15 protein-coding genes are annotated in these 20,825 nt (G+C 34.7%); 6 read left to right on the top strand and 9 right to left on the bottom strand.

Annotated elements, in window-relative coordinates:
* Nucleotides 1–49: 49 nt before the first annotated feature.
* Genes QWY91_RS02190 through QWY91_RS02175 form a run of 4 tightly spaced genes read right to left on the bottom strand, consistent with a single transcriptional unit; the run spans nucleotide 50 to nucleotide 6,196 of the window.
* Nucleotides 50–1,390 carry a TolC family protein gene (locus QWY91_RS02190; RefSeq protein WP_290231272.1) on the bottom strand — a complete coding sequence of 447 codons (1,341 nt, stop codon included), beginning with the start codon at nucleotides 1,388–1,390 and terminating at the stop codon, nucleotides 50–52.
* Nucleotides 1,391–1,408: 18 nt separating this feature from the next.
* Nucleotides 1,409–4,513 (bottom strand): efflux RND transporter permease subunit, encoded by a 3,105-nt coding sequence (locus tag QWY91_RS02185; RefSeq protein ID WP_290231270.1) that lies wholly within the window; start codon nucleotides 4,511–4,513, stop codon nucleotides 1,409–1,411.
* A 20-nt stretch (nucleotides 4,514–4,533) separates the two neighbouring features.
* Nucleotides 4,534–5,580 (bottom strand): efflux RND transporter periplasmic adaptor subunit, encoded by a 1,047-nt coding sequence (locus tag QWY91_RS02180; protein WP_290231269.1) that lies wholly within the window; start codon nucleotides 5,578–5,580, stop codon nucleotides 4,534–4,536.
* 22 nt (nucleotides 5,581–5,602) lie between these two features.
* Nucleotides 5,603–6,196 (bottom strand): TetR/AcrR family transcriptional regulator, encoded by a 594-nt coding sequence (locus QWY91_RS02175; protein WP_290231266.1) that lies wholly within the window; start codon nucleotides 6,194–6,196, stop codon nucleotides 5,603–5,605.
* Nucleotides 6,197–6,657: 461 nt separating this feature from the next.
* Between QWY91_RS02175 and QWY91_RS02170 the strand changes: the two genes are divergently transcribed.
* From QWY91_RS02170 to QWY91_RS02160, 3 genes are all read left to right on the top strand, one after another.
* Nucleotides 6,658–7,209: a hypothetical protein gene (locus QWY91_RS02170; RefSeq protein WP_290231264.1), complete on the top strand. Its 552-nt coding sequence runs from the start codon at nucleotides 6,658–6,660 to the stop codon at nucleotides 7,207–7,209.
* A gap of 86 nt (nucleotides 7,210–7,295) precedes the next feature.
* Nucleotides 7,296–7,784, top strand: coding sequence for a MarR family winged helix-turn-helix transcriptional regulator (locus tag QWY91_RS02165; protein ID WP_290231261.1), 489 nt, complete (start codon nucleotides 7,296–7,298; stop codon nucleotides 7,782–7,784).
* Between the two features lie 62 nt (nucleotides 7,785–7,846).
* A complete protein-coding gene (locus QWY91_RS02160; protein WP_290231259.1) occupies nucleotides 7,847–8,419 on the top strand; it encodes a pseudouridine synthase in 573 nt (190 codons plus the stop codon).
* A 5-nt stretch (nucleotides 8,420–8,424) separates the two neighbouring features.
* Here QWY91_RS02160 and ggt read toward each other — a convergent pair whose 3' ends face one another.
* The 5 genes from ggt to QWY91_RS02135 all read right to left on the bottom strand — a co-directional run bounded on the left by ggt (nucleotide 8,425) and on the right by QWY91_RS02135 (nucleotide 17,264).
* Nucleotides 8,425–10,146: a gamma-glutamyltransferase gene (gene ggt / locus QWY91_RS02155; RefSeq protein WP_290231256.1), complete on the bottom strand. Its 1,722-nt coding sequence runs from the start codon at nucleotides 10,144–10,146 to the stop codon at nucleotides 8,425–8,427.
* Between the two features lie 63 nt (nucleotides 10,147–10,209).
* Nucleotides 10,210–10,776, bottom strand: coding sequence for a biliverdin-producing heme oxygenase (locus tag QWY91_RS02150; RefSeq protein ID WP_290231254.1), 567 nt, complete (start codon nucleotides 10,774–10,776; stop codon nucleotides 10,210–10,212).
* On the bottom strand, nucleotides 10,757–11,320 hold the full coding sequence (locus tag QWY91_RS02145; protein WP_290231252.1) for a response regulator: 564 nt from the start codon (nucleotides 11,318–11,320) through the stop codon (nucleotides 10,757–10,759). Before QWY91_RS02145 ends, QWY91_RS02150 begins: the two co-directional genes overlap by 20 nt.
* A 55-nt stretch (nucleotides 11,321–11,375) precedes the next feature.
* Nucleotides 11,376–13,601, bottom strand: a complete 2,226-nt coding sequence (locus tag QWY91_RS02140) for an ATP-binding protein (RefSeq protein ID WP_290231249.1) — start codon at nucleotides 13,599–13,601, stop codon at nucleotides 11,376–11,378.
* The gene (locus tag QWY91_RS02135; RefSeq protein WP_290231247.1) at nucleotides 13,602–17,264 is read right to left on the bottom strand and encodes a chemotaxis protein CheB; all 3,663 of its coding nucleotides are present in this window, start codon (nucleotides 17,262–17,264) and stop codon (nucleotides 13,602–13,604) included.
* Between the two features lie 530 nt (nucleotides 17,265–17,794).
* Here QWY91_RS02135 and proC point away from each other — a divergent pair.
* From proC to QWY91_RS02120, 3 genes are all read left to right on the top strand, one after another.
* On the top strand, nucleotides 17,795–18,616 hold the full coding sequence (gene proC / locus QWY91_RS02130) for a pyrroline-5-carboxylate reductase (RefSeq protein WP_290231245.1): 822 nt from the start codon (nucleotides 17,795–17,797) through the stop codon (nucleotides 18,614–18,616).
* Nucleotides 18,617–18,645: 29 nt separating this feature from the next.
* Complete coding sequence (gene proB / locus QWY91_RS02125; RefSeq protein WP_290231243.1) at nucleotides 18,646–19,422, top strand: glutamate 5-kinase; 777 nt, start codon at nucleotides 18,646–18,648, stop codon at nucleotides 19,420–19,422.
* Between the two features lie 108 nt (nucleotides 19,423–19,530).
* Entirely contained in the window at nucleotides 19,531–20,727 is a 1,197-nt protein-coding gene (locus QWY91_RS02120) for a glutamate-5-semialdehyde dehydrogenase (protein WP_290231241.1), read from the top strand.
* The last annotated feature ends 98 nt before the right edge of the window (nucleotides 20,728–20,825 follow it).

Below are 20,825 nucleotides of genomic sequence, written 5' to 3'. Positions count from 1 at the left end.
GCATTTAAGTTCCCGATTTTTTATTAGCCTAACTTTCTAAAGTATCTCCTTATTCCTTTATCGCATCTGATAATTCTTCAGGAGAAGGAGCATCTAATTGGTTATTTCGGTACAAGTAAACCGTTTCTTTAATTTGATAATTTGCAAAAGCATTTACCCATTCGGTTTTTGCTTCCTGGTGCAAACGTTGCGCATCTAATAAGTCGGATAAATTATTTAATCCACTATTATAATTATCACGTTGCATATCTAAATTCTCTTCAGCATAATCTAAATTTTCTTTAGCATAATCAATTTGTTTGTAAGCATCAATCAAATCGTACCAGCTTTTCATAATGCCGATTTTAATTTGATCTTGTCCTTTTTTTAATTGATTTACAGCAATTTTCTCTTGAATTTTCTGCTGTTTTATTTGTTGCTTTTCTTTTCCCCACCAAGCTGAAATAGGAATACGAACCGCTCCAAAAGCTAAAGCTTGAATATCTGAATCTATATCAGCATTAAAAGTTCCGTATTTGTTAGCATTTACACCTACTGAAATTTGAGGAAGTCTATTTGCTTCAGCCATTTTGGTTTGTAATTTTGAGGCCTGAATTTGTTCATCTAATAACTTATAATTAGTATTTTCTGAAACATTTACGGTATTCTCGTACTTCATTTCTGGCGGAACCACTTGATGTAAACTATCTATAGCCACCATTGTGGTATCGTAACCTAAACCTGTATATAAAGCTAAATCTAGTAAGGCTAATTTTCGGGTATTCGATAATTTGCTCTCCTTCAATAAAATTTTACTTCGATTTACTTTTACTTTTAGTAACTGATTTTTAGCAATTAATCCGGCATCTAATAAATCTTGTTGTTGTTTTAATAATTCAGCTAAATAAATTTTAGCGGCAGTAATTACTTTTTGTTGTTCTTGTAACTGCACCAGTTGCCAGTATTTTTTTTCTGTAGTAATAATCACAGAATCGATAGACTGTTCCGCTCGAATTTGATTGGCTCTAACCTGAACTTCAGCTAACTTATTCGCGTTTTTCACTTTTCCGCCGGCAAAAACAACTTCAGAAGCGGTTGCAGAAGCTAAATACACATTATCGATTTCTGGTATTCCTAATAATGCAATCGGATCTATAAAATTATCGAACGCATACACCGTTCCGCCTAAAGCTTCTACCGTAGGAAAATAATTGGCGATTGCTTCTTGTTTTTGAGCAGCTGCTTTTTCAATACGTAAATTGCCATTTTTAATATCGTGGCTGTACTGTAAAGCTGCTTTTTTTGCCTTTTCTAGCGTAATGTAATTTTCTTGTGCATTTGCTGTAATTGCTACAGTTAGCATTAAAAAAATACCAAGCTTTTTTATGTAATTTGAAAAATTAGTTTTCATTTCTTTTCAATTTGAATATTAAGCTTCTGAGGTTTTATTTTCATCTTCTTTTCTAAAGAACAGCCAGTATAAAACAGGCAGTACATAAAGTGTAAGTACCATTGAAATCATAAGTCCAAAAGCAATTACAGTTCCTAAAGGTCCCCATAAACTAGATCTACTAAGAATCATCGGGATTACACCAACCGCAGCAGCAGAAGAGGTTAAAAAGATAGGTCGCATTCTTCGTTGTGCCGCCATAATAGCAGCATCTTTTACGCTGTAATTTTCTTGATCACGAAGTTCATCTGCAAAATCAATTAAAATAATTCCGTTTCTAACTACAATTCCGCATAAAGCCAAAATACCTAAGAATGAAGTAAATCCAAACGGATATTGCAATAGCATTAATCCTAAAGCTGCACCTAAAATACTTAGCGGCATGGTAATAAAACTTAAAGTTGCGTGTTTTATAGCTTTAAAGTGCCAGATAAGAATTAAGAAGATAAGCAGCACACTAATAGATAATGAAATTCCCATAGGAACAAGATTTTCCTGCTGCATTTCAAACTCACCACCATAATCTACCCGAATGGTATCGGGAATATTAAGATTGTTAATTTTAGGGCGAAGTTTTTCTAACACCACATTCGCTACCGCACCTTTTGTGATGTCTACGCGTACCGTTAAACAACGCATCCCGTTACGGTGAGTAATTTGTTCTTCTTCCCAGCCCGCGTTCACATTGGCTACCTGACGAAGCGGAACCATACTTTGTGTTTTAGCTGAAAGTATAGAAAGTTCTCTTAAATCATTAACGGTTTGTGCGTTGTTATTTTCGGCTTTAATTTTTACTTGTATAGCATAATCACCATCATACACTTTGGTTGCATTTAAACCTTCCATATACATGGCAACGGTATTTGCAATATTCTCTTTGCTTAAACCAACTTGTGCGGCTTCATCTTTTTTAATATCGATATTAATGGTGGTTTGTTTCTCTCCAAAATTGGTTCTAGACCAAATCGTTTCGGGAGTTTCTCGCGCTAAGTTAATAATGCTATCACCGTAGGTTCGTAATTCTGCAATATCGTTTCCAAAAAGCCGAACTTCGATGGGAGCCGGTTTATTGACCATATTTAGCTGTTTCATTCGTAAATAAGCATTAGGAAACATATTGGCATAATGCTTATCATAATCTTTTAAAACTTCTTCCGTAGCATCTTCAGAAGCGGTCGTAATTAGAATTTGTGCATAATTTTTAGCTGGCAGATTTGGCGCATAAACCATATGGAATCTAGGCGAACTTTCTCCGATAAAGCTGGTATAATTCAGTACACGTTCGTCGTCTTTTAAAACATTAGTTTCAAAATTTTTAACCACTTTAGCTGTTTCATCTAAATTGCTTCCTTTGGCTAGATAAACTTCTACCGCAAATTGATTTCTTTCGATAATCGGAAACAATTCTTGCGTTAAGCCTGCAAATAAAATGAAGCCTAAAACTACTGAAGCAATCCCAACACCCAAAGATATTTTATAATGTTTTACTGCTTTTTTGATACTAGAATTAAAGAAACCTTGTAAGCGATCTAACATTGATTTCTTCTTCTTTTTATCATCTTTATCTTTATCGTGAAGTCCTTTTTTTATAAAAATAGTATTGAAAAAAGGCACGATTAATACCGAAATGGCTAGCGATAAAAACAGCGCAATCATAATGGTGAAAGGGAACGTACTTAAAAAGTCTTTTGCCGTACCACTTAAGAAAAATACAAGCGGTAAAAAGGTGGCGGTTATCGCTAAGGTTGCCGTAAATACAGAAGGAAATAATTCTAATGCGCTGTGGTAGGCCGCTTCCCAAACCGATTCGCCTTCATCTAATTTTTCAACGTGATTATCAATAATCACAATGGGGTCGTCTACCACAATACCCAATACAATAATTAATGCAGCTAAGGTCACGGTATTTAATTCCATACCCAACATATACATTACCGCTAAAGTTGCAGAAATAGTGATTGGAATGGTTGCAGCCGCTACAGAAGCCACTCGAAATGGCAGTAAAAATAGTGCCACCAAGATTACCCCGACTAAGGCAAAACCAAACTCTTTCATAAAATGCCCAATAGCGCTATGAACAACATCGGGTTGATCGGCTATTTTATGAATTTCAATATCTTCCGGCAGCTGTTGTTCGATATTATTTAAGCGTTCTTCAATTTCTTTTCCGAACTGAACTATATTATTTCCTTTAGCCATTTCTAAAGTAATAATCATGGTTTTTGTACCATTGGAAGTTGTAAAAGCATCCGGATCTTCATATTCTCGTTTTACTTCTGCAACATCTTTTATTCTGATAACACTTCCGTTGTCTCCCGTACGTACAATTTGGTTGGCAATATCTATTTCGTCTTTAATAAAGGTGTCGATATGAATAGGACGATCGAATTCTGATTCTTCTAAAGTACCGCCCGGATTTATCGAACCTTGATTTTGCAAGCTCTGCATGAGCATTCCCGGACTTATACCGTAAGTAGCCAATTTATTTTGATTGGCATATACTGCAATTTGTTCGGTTAAACCACCATCGTGACTAATTTTAGCAACATTTTCAAGCTGACGTAAATTATCTTCAATATCTTCTACGTGACGTTGTAAATCTTTATAAGGTCGGGTAGGCGATTGTACCGCTAAAATCATAGCAGCCGTGTTACCAAACTCGCTATTCACTATAATTCCGCGAACGCCTTTGGGCAATTTTTGCTGCTGAAAAATGAGTAATCCATTTTTCAGTTTATTCCAGAATTGTTCAGTAGCATCTTCATCTACGCGATTAGCTACTTCAACATACATATACATTTTTCCGTCCTGGGAATACGAGTAGGTTTTGGTTTTATCTACTTCATTAAAACTGAAAAGGTATTCTTCCACTTTAGTGGTTAATTCTTCTTCTACTTCTTCTGAATTTGCTCCCGGATAATACCCGATAAGTAAACCTTGACGAATGGTAAAATCTGGAAATTCGTTACGAGGCATTTTAAACAAACCAAGAATCCCAATAATTACCAAGAGTGCAGCAACCGCTAGGGGAAACGATTTGTTATGCATAGCCCATTTTATAACAGAACTATTTTCTTTTTTCATAATCTAAACGAATTTTAAACTTATTTACTAAGTTTTATTGGGGTATTATCGGTTAACTTGTGGTAGCCTGAAGTAATAACTTGATCTGATTTTTTTAAACCTTTAGTAATGGCGATTCCATTTTTATAAAGCTTGCCTAGAGTTACTACTTTTCGTTTTGCTTTTCCGTCTTCGGCCACATAAACAAAATATTCATTAATTTCTGTTACCGAAACCACCTGAACCGGCAATACAATTTGTGAAGTGCTGTTAGATTGGTTTTCTTTAAAATCTATAAAAGCCGCACAAGACATGCCGGGTTTAATATTTTTATCTGGATTAGGAATTGTTATTTGAGCAATATAAACAGGGTTTTGCTGATTAGACTGAATGGAAATTTCTGTAATTTCACCTTCCACTAATTTATTATCTAAAGCATCAATTTCTACCTTGGCACTGTCTCCAGTTTTTAGCTGATTTACTTCACCATCAGGAATTGGGATAACCGCTTTCACTTTTTCAATATCTAATAATTGATACACAGGGCGCCCCGGGCTCGCTAAATCGCCACTTTCCATAATTTTAGCACCAATATATCCACTGGTAGGTGCATATAATTTACTGTGTTTTACATTTTGATACACCGCATTTGCAGCCGCTTTAGCTTGTTGGTATTTAGATCGAGCTTCAATCATTTTTATTTCAGCAATACTTCCTTTTAAATATACTTCATTAATACGCTCGTAATTCTCCTTTGCCAATTCTGCCTGAGCTTTTTTTGCCTGGTATTGTTCTCTGTAAGCTGTAGCATCTACTTCGGCAAGTAATTCTCCTTTTTTTACAAAATCACCCATATCAACTTTTAGGTACTCAATAGTTCCGCCTATTTGAAAGCTTAGATTGATTTTTTTATTCGCTATAATTTTCCCTGTAAAACCAATATTTTGGGTATTTTGAAGCTCTTGATTTTTACCAATCGTCATTGTTTTTACACTTATAGGCTCGATAGATTTTGTTTTCTTCTCTTCACCACAACTTATGGCGATTAAGATGCTAAGGCTTAGTAATGTGAGGCGAATGTTACGCATAGTCTTCATGTTTAAAAAGCAGTTAATTTTGTAGTCCTTTTATAATGAGCTGATTGATCCAGTCTAAACGGTCAAACATATCGTTTGAATAATGCTGATATAAGAAAATTTCTTTTTCTAAACTTTCGGTAGCGGTAACAATAGCCAAAGCCAAAAAGTTTAAATCTGAAGCTGCTACCGGTGTTATTTCTTTCTTCTCGATGGCCCAGGTTAGGCAATTTTCTATAATACTGACTTCTTCTGTACGAATTTCATGCAACAACTGAAATAAGAACGTGGTATTCTCTTTCAAGTCGGTTAACAAATAAGTGTAGGTATTTGAAAGTTTGATGTAGTGTTCTAATTTTATTTTTCGGTAACTGGAAAGATTTTCCTCAATAGAAAGATTTTTAGAAACTATTTTTCCGGTTTCGATAATAATGGTTTCATATTCATTTTTCACAAAAGCTTCAAAAACCTCATTCTTATTTTTAAAGTAATAGTACAAAGTGCTACGGCCCTTACCAGAAGCTTTAGAAATATGAGCCATGGTTGCTTTTTTAAAACCGTATTTTTTAAATACCGTTTGGGAGGCAGCAACTACTTGCTTACGAACAAAGTCTTCTTTTGATTTCATTTTCGACATAAATTATAAAAATGTCTAATTTCAGACAAAAATAGTACTTTAGTTGAAAAGTGGATTTATCTTTCATGCTAAAACATTATTAAAATTACTGTTTGGCAATTCCTCGCTATCATCGATGAAGTCTTTCGAAAAAACTTGCATCAGAAAAATCCAAATAGAAAACTAAAACATAATTACCAACCTTAATAAAGTCTGCCCTACTCTAAATGTCAAGATTATTTAATATTCGATAAATTTATAAACATTGTGATATCATCAAAATCTATTCACTAAAAGTAAATAAATTTACGATATACTCATTTTAAGATGTAATATTAAATAATAGTTAAATCGAAATAACAATGTAAGCTCTTACGTATATTTTTGACTACTTTTGCGTAAGCACTTACGCATTATTTATTTAAAGTAAATTTTGCCCAGAAATTAGACAGACAATTTTAAACAAATGAGTTATGATCTTAGAAAGAAAAAACAACTTAGCACTAGACATTAAAGAACTCAATGCGATGGATTTAAACAACATTGCATCTATGTTTTTACCTAAAACATCTCATGTTGCTCAAAATAACGAGCAAGCAGATCCATACGTAGGTAAACTACTAACCTTTTTAAGCGCAGAGCTTAATTTGGAGCAGAAAAAAACTCAAAATTATCATTTGCTTTGGTCACGTAAAGAAGAGACTATTGGCTTTGTGAGTGTGACCAATATAAACCAGGGTAGAGAAGCTAAGATTAAATTTACGTTGTTTGAGCATGTTAATCTGAGTAAAGAAGAAAGTGAAAATAGTATCACATCTTCTGTAGAAAGAATATTCGAAAAGTTCGATCTACAGCGCTTAATTGTGACTATTGATACTAAAAATGAAAATCAACCTGAAAAAGATTTATTGAATCTTTACAAATATTATCCAATTGGGCTTTTGCATCTTGAAGGGTCTAAAAAAGATTATGTGATTCTTAGGGATGATAAAAACAGCAGTACAAGACCGTTCTATTTTCTATAAATAGGATAATTTAAGGGGATTATCATTTTTCTTTAATAAATCTGTGTAAGTGCTTACTTTTACTGCTAGTTTTTAAATTGGAGTTTATGGATGATGATTTTTTGGTTGAAATGAGTTATGCCGGTTTAACCGGTAGATTGAAACGACTTAGTGATTCCTTTTTGTATTCAACAAGACAATTTTATCGTGATAATGGTCTTGAAATTGAACCAAACTGGCACATGATTTTTCTTCTGTTAGAAAAATATGAGGAGCTAACTGTTATGGAAATCGCCGAAAAACTACACCTCTCCCACCCTGCAATTGTTCAGCTGGTTGATAAAATGAAGAAAAAAGGATATATCAATTCAGTTAAAGATCCTAAAGATAAAAGGAAACACCTACTTCGACTTTCAAAAAAGGCACAAGTAAAATTGCCTGAAATGCAGCAACATTGGGATGCCGGTGATGAAGCTGTAAAAGAAATCATGAATCATAGCAAAGCGATTTTCGATCACTTAGCCATTCTTGAAAATAACATTGAGCAAGCTGATTTTAATGAGCGTTCTAAAAAATACCTAAACAAAACCGAGTAGCGCATTACTCTTTTAAAAATTCTAAGCAAGATTGTCTATTTTCGTCTCAGAAAATATTTCTTATGCATCGGTATTTTAAAATCTACAAACCTTACGGCTACCTTAGCCAGTTTATCACCAACGAAAAACCTAGAAAAAAGAAAAAATTGTTGGGTGAACTTGGAAATTTCCCGGAAGAAACGATGGCTGTAGGAAGATTAGATCAAGATTCTGAAGGCTTATTATTTCTAACCACCGATGGCAAGGAAAGCGCCAGAATTACCGGTGGTGGCGTAGAGAAAGAATACTACGTTCAGGTTGATGGAGATATTTCTGAAGAAGCTGTTGAATTATTGAAACAAGGTGTAGAAATAAGTATAAACGGTGCAAAATATCTAACCCTTCCCTGCAAAGCTTACAAATTAGAAAATCGTCCTGTTTTTCCTGAGCGCGCTAAGAAAATTAGAGACGAGCGTCACGGACCAACAAGTTGGGTTTCGATAACTCTAACGGAAGGAAAATTCCGCCAGGTTAAAAAAATGACTGCGGTGGTTGGCTTTCCTACACTCCGTTTAGTTCGAGTTCGCATAGGCAACGAAAAGTTGAATCAAATGGATAGTGGCGAAGTGATTGATCTTAAAAAATTTGATAGCTAAATTGGCTAATCTTGAATTTCAATAGCTGCTGCTCCATTGTAACTTCTGGAATCTGCCGCTCCGTAGCGCATTCCGGTTTCAGGATCAATATAAATTCCCATAGCTCTTCCCTGAGTGCTACGGCTATCTATTTCATGTCCCATTTCTTCATAAATTCTTTTAGTATCCGGTGAAAATCCCCATTCTTCAAAATAAGTTGTATCAGGCAACCATTGATGATGAATTCTTGGTGACTCAATAGCTTTTGCAATATCCAAATTGTAATCGATCGTATTTAATATAACCTGCAACACGGTATTTATGATTGTTCTTCCACCGGGACTTCCAATCACTAAAACTGTCTTTCCGTTTTTAGCAACTATCGTAGGACTCATACTAGACAGCATTCGTTTTTCTGGCGCAATTAAATTAGGATCGGTACCAATTAAACCTTTAGCGTTGGTATACCCCGGAATTGGATTAAAATCTCCCATCTCATTATTCAGCAGAAAACCAGCGCCTTCTACAACATGTTTAGAACCATAACTTTGCTCTAAAGTATAGGTCATCGATACAGCATTGCCGTCTTTATCGACTACAGAAATATGTGTTGTTTCTTTACTTTCATGTTTTAAATGAGCTTTATTGAAATTCGCTGAATCACTTTTCGAAGCAATTTCCATTTGAATCGAGTTTCTCAATTTTTCAGCATAATTCTTAGAAGTCAATTTAGATAAAGGCATATTAGGATTGAAGTTGGAGTCTCCTAAAAACATCGCACGATCTGCAAAAGCGCGTCGCATTGCTTCGGTAATTACATGTAAAGAATTTGCAGAATTTTGCCCAAATTCGGTCATATTATAACCTTCAAGAATATTCAGCATTTCTATCACCGCTACCCCACCCGAACTTGGCGGCGGCATTCCGATAATTTCATAATCACGATACGTTCCTTTAATAGGCTGCATTTCTTCAGCTTCATATTTCACTAAATCTTCATCAGTAATTATTCCGCCATTTTTAGCCATAAAATCAGTGAGCAATTCTGCTGTTTTACCTTTGTAGAAACCTTCAGCCCCTTTCTTTTGGATTCTTTTTAATGTTTTAAATAAATCCTTCTGAATAAGAATTTCACCATTCTTATAGATCTCGCCATTCTTCTTCAGGAAAACTTTAGCGGTACTCGCATATTCTTCTTGATGCTCTTTTAGACCTTCAAAAAACCATTGCATATCTTCATTTACGGGAAAACCTTTTTTTGCCAATTTGAGCGCAGGTTTTAAAAGATCTTTCCAATCTGATTTTCCATATTTTTGATGAGCTTTCCAAAGTCCTGCCACAGTACCTGGCACGCCAACTGCCAATAAGCCTTCATGATTCGTATTGTTTTTGACCTTTCCGTTTTCATCCAAATACATGGTTTCGGTTGCAGCTAAGGGCGCTTTTTCTCGAAAATTAAAGCTTGTTTCAGTGCCGTCACTTCCACGATAAATCATAAAACCGCCTCCACCAATATTTCCTGCGGAAGGTAAAGTTACTGCTAAAGCAAAAGCTGTCGCAATCGAAGCATCGACAGCGTTACCACCTTCGGCAAGTATTTTTGCACCTGCATTTGATGCTAAATGATGACTACTGCTTACGATTCCGTTTTCAGAAGATACAGGGATTCGCCCGCTTTGAGCAGTCGCTAAAACAGATTGAAGTAAGAAACTAAAAAGGAAAATTTTTGAGATCGGTCGGTTTTTCATGGATAGGAAATCTATATCCTAAACCTACTCAAATAGTTTATAATTTGAAAGATTTAGGCTTTTTTAAACCGAAAATTGAGGATTGTAATTGAAAACTTTTCCAAAAAATCGAAAGGTTTCCTGAGCTTTAGTAGTAGCTTTCTTAATTTGATCTTCTGAAAATTCTTCTGAATTCACTTTTTTCATGAATTGTTTCCAGCCTTCCACATTTTTTCTGTCTCCATTAAAAAAATGATGCTTAGAGATCATATTTAGATGCTGGCAATTCTGAAGTTCTTTTGCAATAAGCATTCCGCCCATAGCCGATCCTTCTAAAACATAAGAGGCTCCTAAAGCTTCAATCTTATCTTTACACCTAAAATCGTCTTTAAAATAACTCAAAGCAGATTCAAATTCTACATCAAGTGCTTCTAAGTCTTCAGCTAAACGCTCACTTTTGTCTGTAGAAAATTCAGAATAAAAAGGCTTAATCTCATCTTCAACCACTCTATAGGCTAAAAAATTCTGAAGTAAAAGCGTTTTATAACCTTCTAAGGTGATGCTATGATCCATGATAAGACCAGCGGCATTATCGCTTTCGATCTCTTTATGTAAATCTGAAGTTTCTTCTCTAAGCGTTTTTAGCATCATTATCTAAAGTAATATTATCAATGTTTGCTCTAATCTTACTAATATTGAGACGTTGCTCATCATTTTCAGCATTCATCTCATTTAGATACTGGTAGATTTGATTAACCGCGATTTTATTTTTTCTAATTTTTTCACGCAATTCTTCCTGCTCCAGCATATTAAAAACTACTTTTTTAAGCAGCGGTTTCAGCTTTTCACTTAAGATATTCATATTCTTCTTAAGTATAAACCCTGAAGCTCCAGAGAGAATGGTATTTGCCGCAAGCTCATCATCGTCGATAGTTCCTGTCACAAATATAAAAGGAAGGCTATCATCAAAACTTTTAGTTAACTTAAGTATATCTAGACCAGTACATGTAGGTAGATTATAGTCTGATATTACCACATCTGGAACAAAATTGTGAAGTTTATTTTTGCAATCCTCTACGTTATCTACTACTTCAATTTCAGAATTTTCAACAATTTTATTAATCTGCATGGTAATAAGATCTGCATCAACGTCATAATCCTCTACCAACAAAATCTTTAGCGCCGTCGTAATCATTTAACAAATTTGTTTAATTTGTGTGGAAAAATACAAAATAGATTTCAATAAATCTTTATTCTTCAAGATCGGGCAAAATAAAAAAGAAAGTTGATCCTTTACCAGGTTCAGTCTCTACCCATAATTGCCCGTTATGCTTGTCTACCACTTTTTTAGCAATAGAAAGACCTATACCCGATCCCATATAATCTTTGGAAGCAACTCTAGAGAATAATTCGAAAATTTTCTCTTGATGTTTAGGATCAAAACCTACGCCATTATCTTTAATAAAATAGACATTTTGTTCTTTCTCTCTAAAAAAGCTTATTTCTACTGCCGGATATTCTTCTTTGCTGCTATATTTTAAAGCATTACTTATTAGATTATTAATCAACTGGGAAATCATGCGGCGATCACCAACAGCTTTAGGCAGATTTTCATCTAATTTTATTGAAGTGTTAGGATAATTATTTTCGGCATTCTGCGCTTCAATTGCATTGGCAGCAATCTGCTTTATCGATAATAGCTGCTTAGATAACTGAGTTTGTCCTACTTTGGAGTATGACAGGATATCATCAATCATCGTATCCATTTCTCCTGCCGATCTTACGATGGTATTAACCGCCTTTTTACTATAATCGTCTAAGCGATCCATGTAGTGATCTTTTAAGATTCTGGCGTAACCATCGATGCCTCTTAAAGGAGCTCGTAAATCGTGAGATACACTATAACTAAAAGCCTCCAGTTCTTTATTCGCATCTACCAATCTGTCATTTAGCGAGTAAATTTCATCTTTTTGCTTTTTAACCAAAATATGGATTATGCTTTCGCGTAACTTACTCACGGCCTCATAATCGTATTCCTCCCAAGGCTTGGCGATTCCTGAAACTTTTTCGGCCCATCGCTCAAAAGACTTTCGTGGTGTAAGATATTCTACACCATCTTTTATATAGCCTTGCTTAGTTGGGTTACCACCCCAACTAACAGTTTCTTTAGCTTCTGGTCTAAACCAAATAATATAATCCTCTTTTTCATCACCAAATCGTGTACTAAGAATTCCTGAAGCTTTATCTTTAAATTTACTAGCTTCCGGATAAACATTAGATAAAGATTTAGAGGAAAAATAAGTTCCTTTATTTACTAAAAAATTATTACACAATTGTACAATTTCACTTATCGCAGGTGTATCTCCGTAAGTACATAGCTCCCCACCTTTAACAATAGCTCCACCTCCACAATCTACAATATCAGTAAAAGCTGGTTCGAACTTACAGAGCGCATCGACAATATTATGTATTGACGTCATCTGCAAAACTAACTTTTTGCGAATCTCATTGGAAGCTGAAGTTTTGTCTAAAAATAAATTAGTTGTTTTTAATGCGAGTTTGTTTGAAAAAACCTGAGTTAAAAACAAGCAAGATTGCCTTTGATGATAATTTATAAATTTTGGTGTAGCGTTGTGACACGCAACTAATCCCCATAATTCTCCATTAAGTATGATTGCAGCAGTTAGAGAAGCTGCTACATTCATATTTTGAAGATATTCAATATGAATTGGAGAAACAGCACGCAATTCTGAACTAGATATATCTGAAGGTTGTCCTGTTATTGGAGAAATTTCCGGAATTATAGGCGAGGCCTTATAATTGACATCACTAATAATACGAACACCCTGCTTCATAAAAATATCACGTGCGGGTTTTGGAATATCGGTTGCAGGATAATGTAAGCCTAACCAACTATCCAGGTCTGGCTCCTTAACTTCTGCTACAACTTCACCATTCCAATCCTCATCGAATTTATAGATCATAATGCGATCGTAATCGAACAAGTGTTTCACAAGCAACGCAGCCTGTTGGCACATATCGTTTACAGATTCTGCATCATTAAGCTCGGTTAAAATTTTAGTAAGTTGTTCCTGAAAACGAACTGGATCTAAAGACTTCCCTGAGGGTTCTATATCAAGAATTAAGAGCTCTTGAGATATAGAAGGAATGCATATAAATTTTTGATCTCCTACTTTGAATTTTTCCGGTAGAAGGCTTTCATTATTTTTTAATTTTCGCTTAAAAGATTTAGCTACTTTTTTAGGCAAAACCTGTTTTAAAGGTTCACCTAAAATGGATTCATGATTAAACCCAAGAATGTTTTCGACATTTTCACTGCATTGCGAAACACTTAGAGTATCCATATCACAAATCATGATAACACCATGTTCTTGTGCTTTTCCTATTATATGTATAGGTTCACGATCGCAATTTGTAATAGTTATTTCCTGTTCGCTATATGCGCCTCTCGCCATCTACTTCGCTTTAATTTTGAAATAAAAGGTACTTCCTACTCCTGGTTGTGAATCTACCCAAATGGTACCTCCGTGAAGTATCACAATTTTATGAACATGGGCAAGTCCAACACCTGTACCTTCATATTTTTCTTCGGTAGGAACTCGGTTGAAGATTGTAAAAATATTCTTCTGATCTTCTTCAGAAATTCCAATTCCATTATCCATTACAGAAAACACCCAATATTCGTCTTCCTGATAAGCGGAAATTCGAACTTCTGGTGTTTTATCTTTCGCACAATATTTTAAAGCGTTACTCAGCAGGTTTTGGAAAAGCAATCGCATCTCTACTTCAAATACCTTCAATTTTGGTAAACTACCTATATGAACTTTTGCGTTGGTATCTTTTATTCTCTTAGTGAGATCATATTTTACAACTTCAGCAAGTTCTCTGGTATCGACCATTTTCTTCTTGGTATTTCTACCAATTCTAGAGTGTTCTAGCAAAGCTTTTATCTGTGCTGAAAGACGATCGGAGGCTTCATCTATGTATTGAATATAATCTTTACCTTTTTGATCTAATTTATCAGAATAAATTTTACCAAGAATATCACTACCAAACTTAATTGTACTCAATGGTTCCTGAAGGTCATGAGAGCATATAGAAACGAACTGCTCTAAATCATGATTCGCTCTTTGGAGATCCTTTTTTTGCTGTTCTAATTCGTCCTGCACTGTTTTCAGTTCAGAAATATCTACACATGTAAAGCGGTTAGTTATACCATTACCATTTTCATCGAGTTCTACTGTAGAGTTCATAATAACAGGTACTACTCGACCGTTTTTGGTAACCATTTCCTGTTCTACGTTCTTAAGCTCTCCTTTTTCCTGGAATAACTTATTAAGGCGTAAAGCTCGTAATTTAGATTCATCCTCGTAAAGCTCATATATCGGTTTCCCAATGATATCATCTTTAGAATCATATTCCAGTTTTTCTACAGCTTCCTGATTACACTGTACGATTTCTGAAGTTTTTGGATCTACGCTAAAATGTAAAACGGGATCTTCTTCGTAGAAGGATTTAAATCTTCGCTCACTAGCTAATAACTTATTTTTCGCCTTCTGAAGTGATTCTATATCTACAAAGGTGATAACAATCCCTTCAGTATTATCTTCACTATTTCTAAATGGTGAAATTCGTTGTAAATAGTTTCTTCCCTCTTTAGAAAGAATATTACGTTCTAAGGTATTATTAGTTTCCATCACCTTATGGCAACGATCTACCAAACCTTTACCTCTATTTACGCCAAAATTAGTAGTGAAGTTATCGATAGGTCGACCTACGTCACTATTAATAAGACTAAAGTGCTTCTTAATTGCTGGTGTAAACTTTCTAATTCTTAAATCACTATCCAAGAAAATAGTACCAATATTGGTGCTTTCCAGCAGGTTATTCATATCAGCATTAAGCTGTGCCAAATCATCCATTTTCTGGATGTTTTCAGCATTTACCGTATTAATTTCTTCATTAACACTCTGCAATTCTTCGTTAGTACTTTGTAATTCTTCGTTAGAAGCTAACAACTCTTCATTAGCCGCCTGCAACTCTTCGTTACTAGTCTCTATTTCTTCCAGCGAAGTTTGAAGTTCTTCTTTTGTTCTTTTCAGCTCTTCTTCAAGTTCAACGATATATTCCTGAGTTCTACCACTAATTGTAATTTGTTCTACCTCAATGGTATCTTCCTCCTGTACTTCCTTTTCTATAAAAGTAAGCACAAAATTATTTTCGTTATCAAGGTTCTTAGGCTTAAATGGCTTAACTACAATATCCATTTTTATAAGCCTATCTTCTCCTTCTTTAACGATGGCGTCGTGATAAACAACTCTTTTATTTTCTTTTGCTGCTTTTTTTGTAGTGGACTGCACCACATGCTTAAGATCTTTATTAAGCATCTCGATTAGGTTGGTAGTAAAACCTGAAATTGGTAAGTTGGCGTACTTTCTAAATTCACCAACTGCTTCCATTATATTAAATTCGGAATCTACATAAACGCTAGCAGCTCCAAATTGCTCCATAATAGCATCATTAAGTTCTTTAACAAACTTCTGCTTACTATTATTATTGCCACGACTATCTCTATATTGAGGTGTTTTATGATTATCTTCTTGCTCTGGTTGCTGTCTTCCAGTAGTCGATTTTAGACTTCGCGTTCTAATCCTGGATCTAGGATGCACGTTTCTAAAGATTTTCCATTTTCTGCTAATATCTTCGAAGGAATCTTTGTGAGAAGTTACACTTTCGCTGGTACCTAAAACTAAGAATCCATATTCTTTAAGTGAATAATGCAACACATCCATTGTTTTCTTTTGAATAGATGCTTGGAAGTATATCAACAAATTACGGCAAAATACCGCATCCATATTACTGAAAGGTGGATTCTTTATAATATTATGTTTTGAGAAAATCACCATCCGGCGAATTTTCTCTACGATTTGATAACCGTCTGATTTTTTTACGAAAAACTTCTTTAAAAATTTATCGTCAACATTAGCAACAACACTTTCAGAATAAATTCCGGCGCTACCAATATCCAGATGTTCCTGTGAAATATCTGTTGCAAAGATTTTAACTTCAAGCACTTTATCCTGGCGCTGCATTTCTTCATAAATCAGCATTGCCAAAGAATAAGCTTCTTCTCCCGTACTACATGCAACATCCCATACTTTAAGGATATCATTATTAGTTTTACTTTCTACAAGCTCAGGAATGATATCATCTGCAATTATTTCCCAAACTCGTTCGTCTCTAAAAAAGTTTGTTACACCAATTAGAAATTCACGATAAAGCATGGGGATCTCTTTATCATTATGCAATAACGTATCGTAATATTCCTCTAAACTACCACAACCGCAAACATTAACACGTCTTGCAACTCTTCTTGCTAAAGTAGAATATTTATATTCTCTAAAATCAAGTCCAGTTTTTTCATCAATTAGATTTAAAATCTTAGAAAGCGTTTTTTGATCAAATTCTACATCATGATTTTCAATATCAAAAATTAATGGAGCATTGATAAACTTTCTAAGTTCTTCCCCCATTTCTTCTACAGGTAAGATATAATCAACTAATCCAGTTTGGATAGCGCTTTTAGGCATTCCATCAAATTTAGATTGGTTAGGATCCTGAACCATAACCATCCCATCATTACTTTTGATGGCTCTAATCCCTCTGGTACCGTCACTACCTGTTCCACTAAGAATAATCGCTACCGCCTTATTTTTCTTGTATTCGGCAAGCGAATCCATAAACATATCTATAGGTAGATTAAGATGCGCTCTTTCTGGCTTTTTTACAAGCTTTAGCACTCCATCTTCTACCAAGAGATTAGATTTCGGCGGAATAAGATATATGGTTTTATCTTCTATGGTGGTACCATCCTGAATCTGCTTTATAGGAAGGTTTGTAGATTTTTCAAGCAGTTCACCCATCATACTTTTATGATCGGGAGAAAGATGTTGAACTACTACATAGGTATTATTGTCCTCTTCCGGCAATCCACCGAAAAAAGCTTTTAAAGCCTCCAGTCCCCCAGCACTTGCTCCTACAGCAATAATCCTGGACTCCACATCTTTGCTATTAATCTGTTTTACTTTTTGGGTCGTTAGTTTGTTGTTTCTAGTCATTAAAATTTATGAGCAGTAGTTTACACGTGTAAAAGTCAAATATATCGGATTAATTGCATTTATAGTAATACAAAAGAGTTTAAAATGCACGGTATTCACAAGATTTCAGCTTCAATTCTTCTAAAAGAGACTAAGAATTCTGCCAGCTTATCAGTTGTATTTGTCAGTTCGGCAGCTATAAGAAATAACTATCAACTATAGAAAAATCCAATAACACTGTTTCAACACCTATTCACCACCTGGAACTTTATGATATATTAACAATCGCACTCGAAATATCGCAATCTAAGAAAGCCTTAAAATACCCACTACTAGCCTTGATAACGGTATAATACTACCTAAACGGGTCTTATCAATTCTTCTAAATCTTTGCAATTCTTTAACTAGAGTTGAGATTTTGTTAAAACAATTTCAGCCTATATTATGGCTTCTTAAAAATTGTGCATTCAATTGGCCAATTTGGCTCGCACGATCTTTGAGTTATAAATAGAAGTTTAACTAAATATATGTGACAGACGTCACAATCAAAATTGAAAAACGTAAAAATGAAAGTATTAGTTATTGGAGCAGGAAATATGGGACTTACTTACGCTGAAGGTATGGCAAAAAGCAGTCTTTTAAATCGAAGAAATCTTATGATATTCGATAAATCTGCCGAAGTTATTACCGACTTAAGTAAAGTAGACCATTTTGATGTTTTCGACAAGATAGACCACTGCTTACCGCAAGCAGACATTATATTTTTAGCTGTAAAACCTTATCATATTGAGGAGCTATTTAAAGAGATAAGCCCGATGGTTAACGACGAGCAAATTTTCGTTTCGTTAATGGCAGGTGTTACGATAAAAACCATACAAGATGGTTTAGGAATTAAGAAGGTTGTAAGATCAATGCCTAACCTTCCGGCACAAGTTGGTAAAGGAGTTACTTCTTATACCGGAGCGAAAGAAGTTTCAAGAGTAGAACTACTAATGGTAAGAAATCTATTAGATACTACTGGAGAATCTATTAAAGTTAAAAACGAGAATTTTATAGATGCTTCTACAGGTATTAGCGGTAGTGGACCGGCATACGTATTCTATTTTATGGGATCTATGTTAGAAGCTGCACTTAAAATGGGATTCTCTGAAAATGACAGTAAAGTCTTAGTTAGTCAAACATTTGAAGGTGCCGTTGAATTATTCAACCAGCACAACTTATCTCCTGATACATGGATGGAACGTGTTGCATCTAAAGGAGGTACTACTAGAGCAGCATTAGACTCAATGGACGATAATAATGTAAAGGAATTAATTAAAAATGCAGCTTACGCAGCTTTTGATCGTGCTGTCGAACTTGGTGAAGGGAAATAATCAACTAACTAATACTATCAAATTTAATAATGGAAAATAAGAAGAAAAGAATTGTCGTTAAAGTTGGTACTAATGTAATGACCAATAAAGACAATAGAATTCTAGGGCCGATACTTAAACATTTAGTAGAACAGATTTCTGAATTGTACGAAGAAGATATAATGACGGTCTTAGTATCTTCAGGTTCGGCGATTGCTGGTAAAGAGATCTTGGGAGAAATTAATATCGATGAACCTTCAAAAAGAAGACAGGTATATTCTTCTGTAGGACAACCAAGAATGATGAGACACTACTACGGTATATTCCATGACTACGGAATGCGTTGTGCTCAGGTACTTGCAACTAAAAGAGATTTTAGCCCAGGTATTCATAGAGAAAATATGATCAATTGCTACGAATCTTTACTTTCTGAAGGTATTATACCAATCGCAAACGAAGACGATGCAGTTTCAGTAACAATGTCTATGTTCTCTGATAATGATGAGTTAGCAAGTCTTGTAGCTGAACTAATTGGTGCAGACTCTCTAATCATTTTAAGTGATACTGATGGTCTTTATACAGGACATCCAGATGATGATGATTCTGAAAAACTAAATAAAGTCCAGGTAGATCAGAACGTAGAAAAATATGTTCAGGAATCTGGAAAAGGTGAAGGTGAAGGCCGTGGAGGAATGGAGTCTAAAATTAAGATTGCAAAAGAAACTGCCTCAAAAAATATTACAACTTACATCGCAAATGGTAAACGACCTAATGTGATTGTAGATATTGTAAATGGTAAACCAGTTGGAACTAAGTTTACCTCATAAAATAATTCTGGAATAATCTAATTAGCTAACCAACGTAATTACAAATTCCAGAATATCAAAAAATTTAAATCCTATTTAATAGGGTTAAACCACTAAAAATTAAAATAAATGATACTTTTAAGTTCAGATAAAAAAAACAACGTATTAAAATCCATGATGAGAATCTTGGACGAAAGACGTCAGGAAATTATCACCGAAAATAAAAAGGATCTTGAAGCTTTTGGGGAAGGAGACCAGGCCATGTATGATCGCTTGGTATGTGATGATAAAAAAGTAGATGGTATGATTACTTCAGTAAAAGAAGTAATGGAACAGGAAGATCCTGTAGGTCAAACGATCGAAAATAGAACACTAGATACAGGTCTTGATATCACAAATAAAACGGCTCCTTTTGGAAACATCATGATTATTTACGAATCTCGTCCTGATGTTACTATCGAGGCTGCAGTTCTGGCTTTTAAAGCAAATAATAAGATCTATTTAAAAGGTGGTAAAGAAGCCATAAATAGTAATAAAATTCTTATCCAATGCTGGCATGATGCGCTAAAGGAAAATGACTTAGATTCAGATTGGATCGAGTTATTACACCTTAGCCGACCAGAAACTCAGGAATTTCTTAAAAACCCACCAGTACAATTAGATTTAATTGTGCCACGTGGTGGAGAGCGATTAATTGGTTTCGTAAAAGAGCATGCTACAGGAGCAGTATTAGTTAGTGGTAGAGGAAATAACTTCCTTTATGTTTCTAAAAACGCTGACTTTGAGGTTGCGAAGAAAGTGATGCTGAATGCGAAAATCGATAAAATTTCAGGTTGTAACGCATTAGATAAAGTGTTAGTAGATGTGAACATTCCAAATTACGAAAAGAAGTTGAAAGAGCTTCAGGAAATGTTTAAAACTAATGAAGTGAAAATCTTAGTTGATGAGGACGTTAAAAAAGTACTTACTGATGAAGAAGAAGTTCCTTCAGAATCTACATGGTACGAAGAGTTCTTAGCGATGAAGATCGTAATTGGTAGTATTGATGGTTTAGATGCTACAATCGATAAAATCAACAAATATTCAGGAGGACATTCAGCTGTTATTATCACTACCGAAAAAGAGGAAGCTCTTACTTTTATGGAGCAGGTAGATAGTGCTGCAGTATATCACAATGCTTCTACTAGGTTTACAGATGGTGGCCAAATGGGTGTTGGAGCAGAATTAGCAATTAGTACCGATAAATTGCACCACCGTGGACCATTAGGTTTAAAGCAGTTAACAACAAATAAATATTATGTGTTAGGTGACGGACACATTAGATAATCATTTCAATTTAAATTGAATCTATTAAAAAAGGGTGACTTCGCAGTCACCCTTTTTTATATCTCTGCCCAAAAAGAAATTATAATAAAATGTAACAA

Source organism: Zunongwangia endophytica (assembly GCF_030409505.1).
GTDB classification, from domain to species: domain Bacteria; phylum Bacteroidota; class Bacteroidia; order Flavobacteriales; family Flavobacteriaceae; genus Zunongwangia; species Zunongwangia endophytica.
This window is presented reverse-complemented; position numbering and strand designations above follow the sequence as displayed.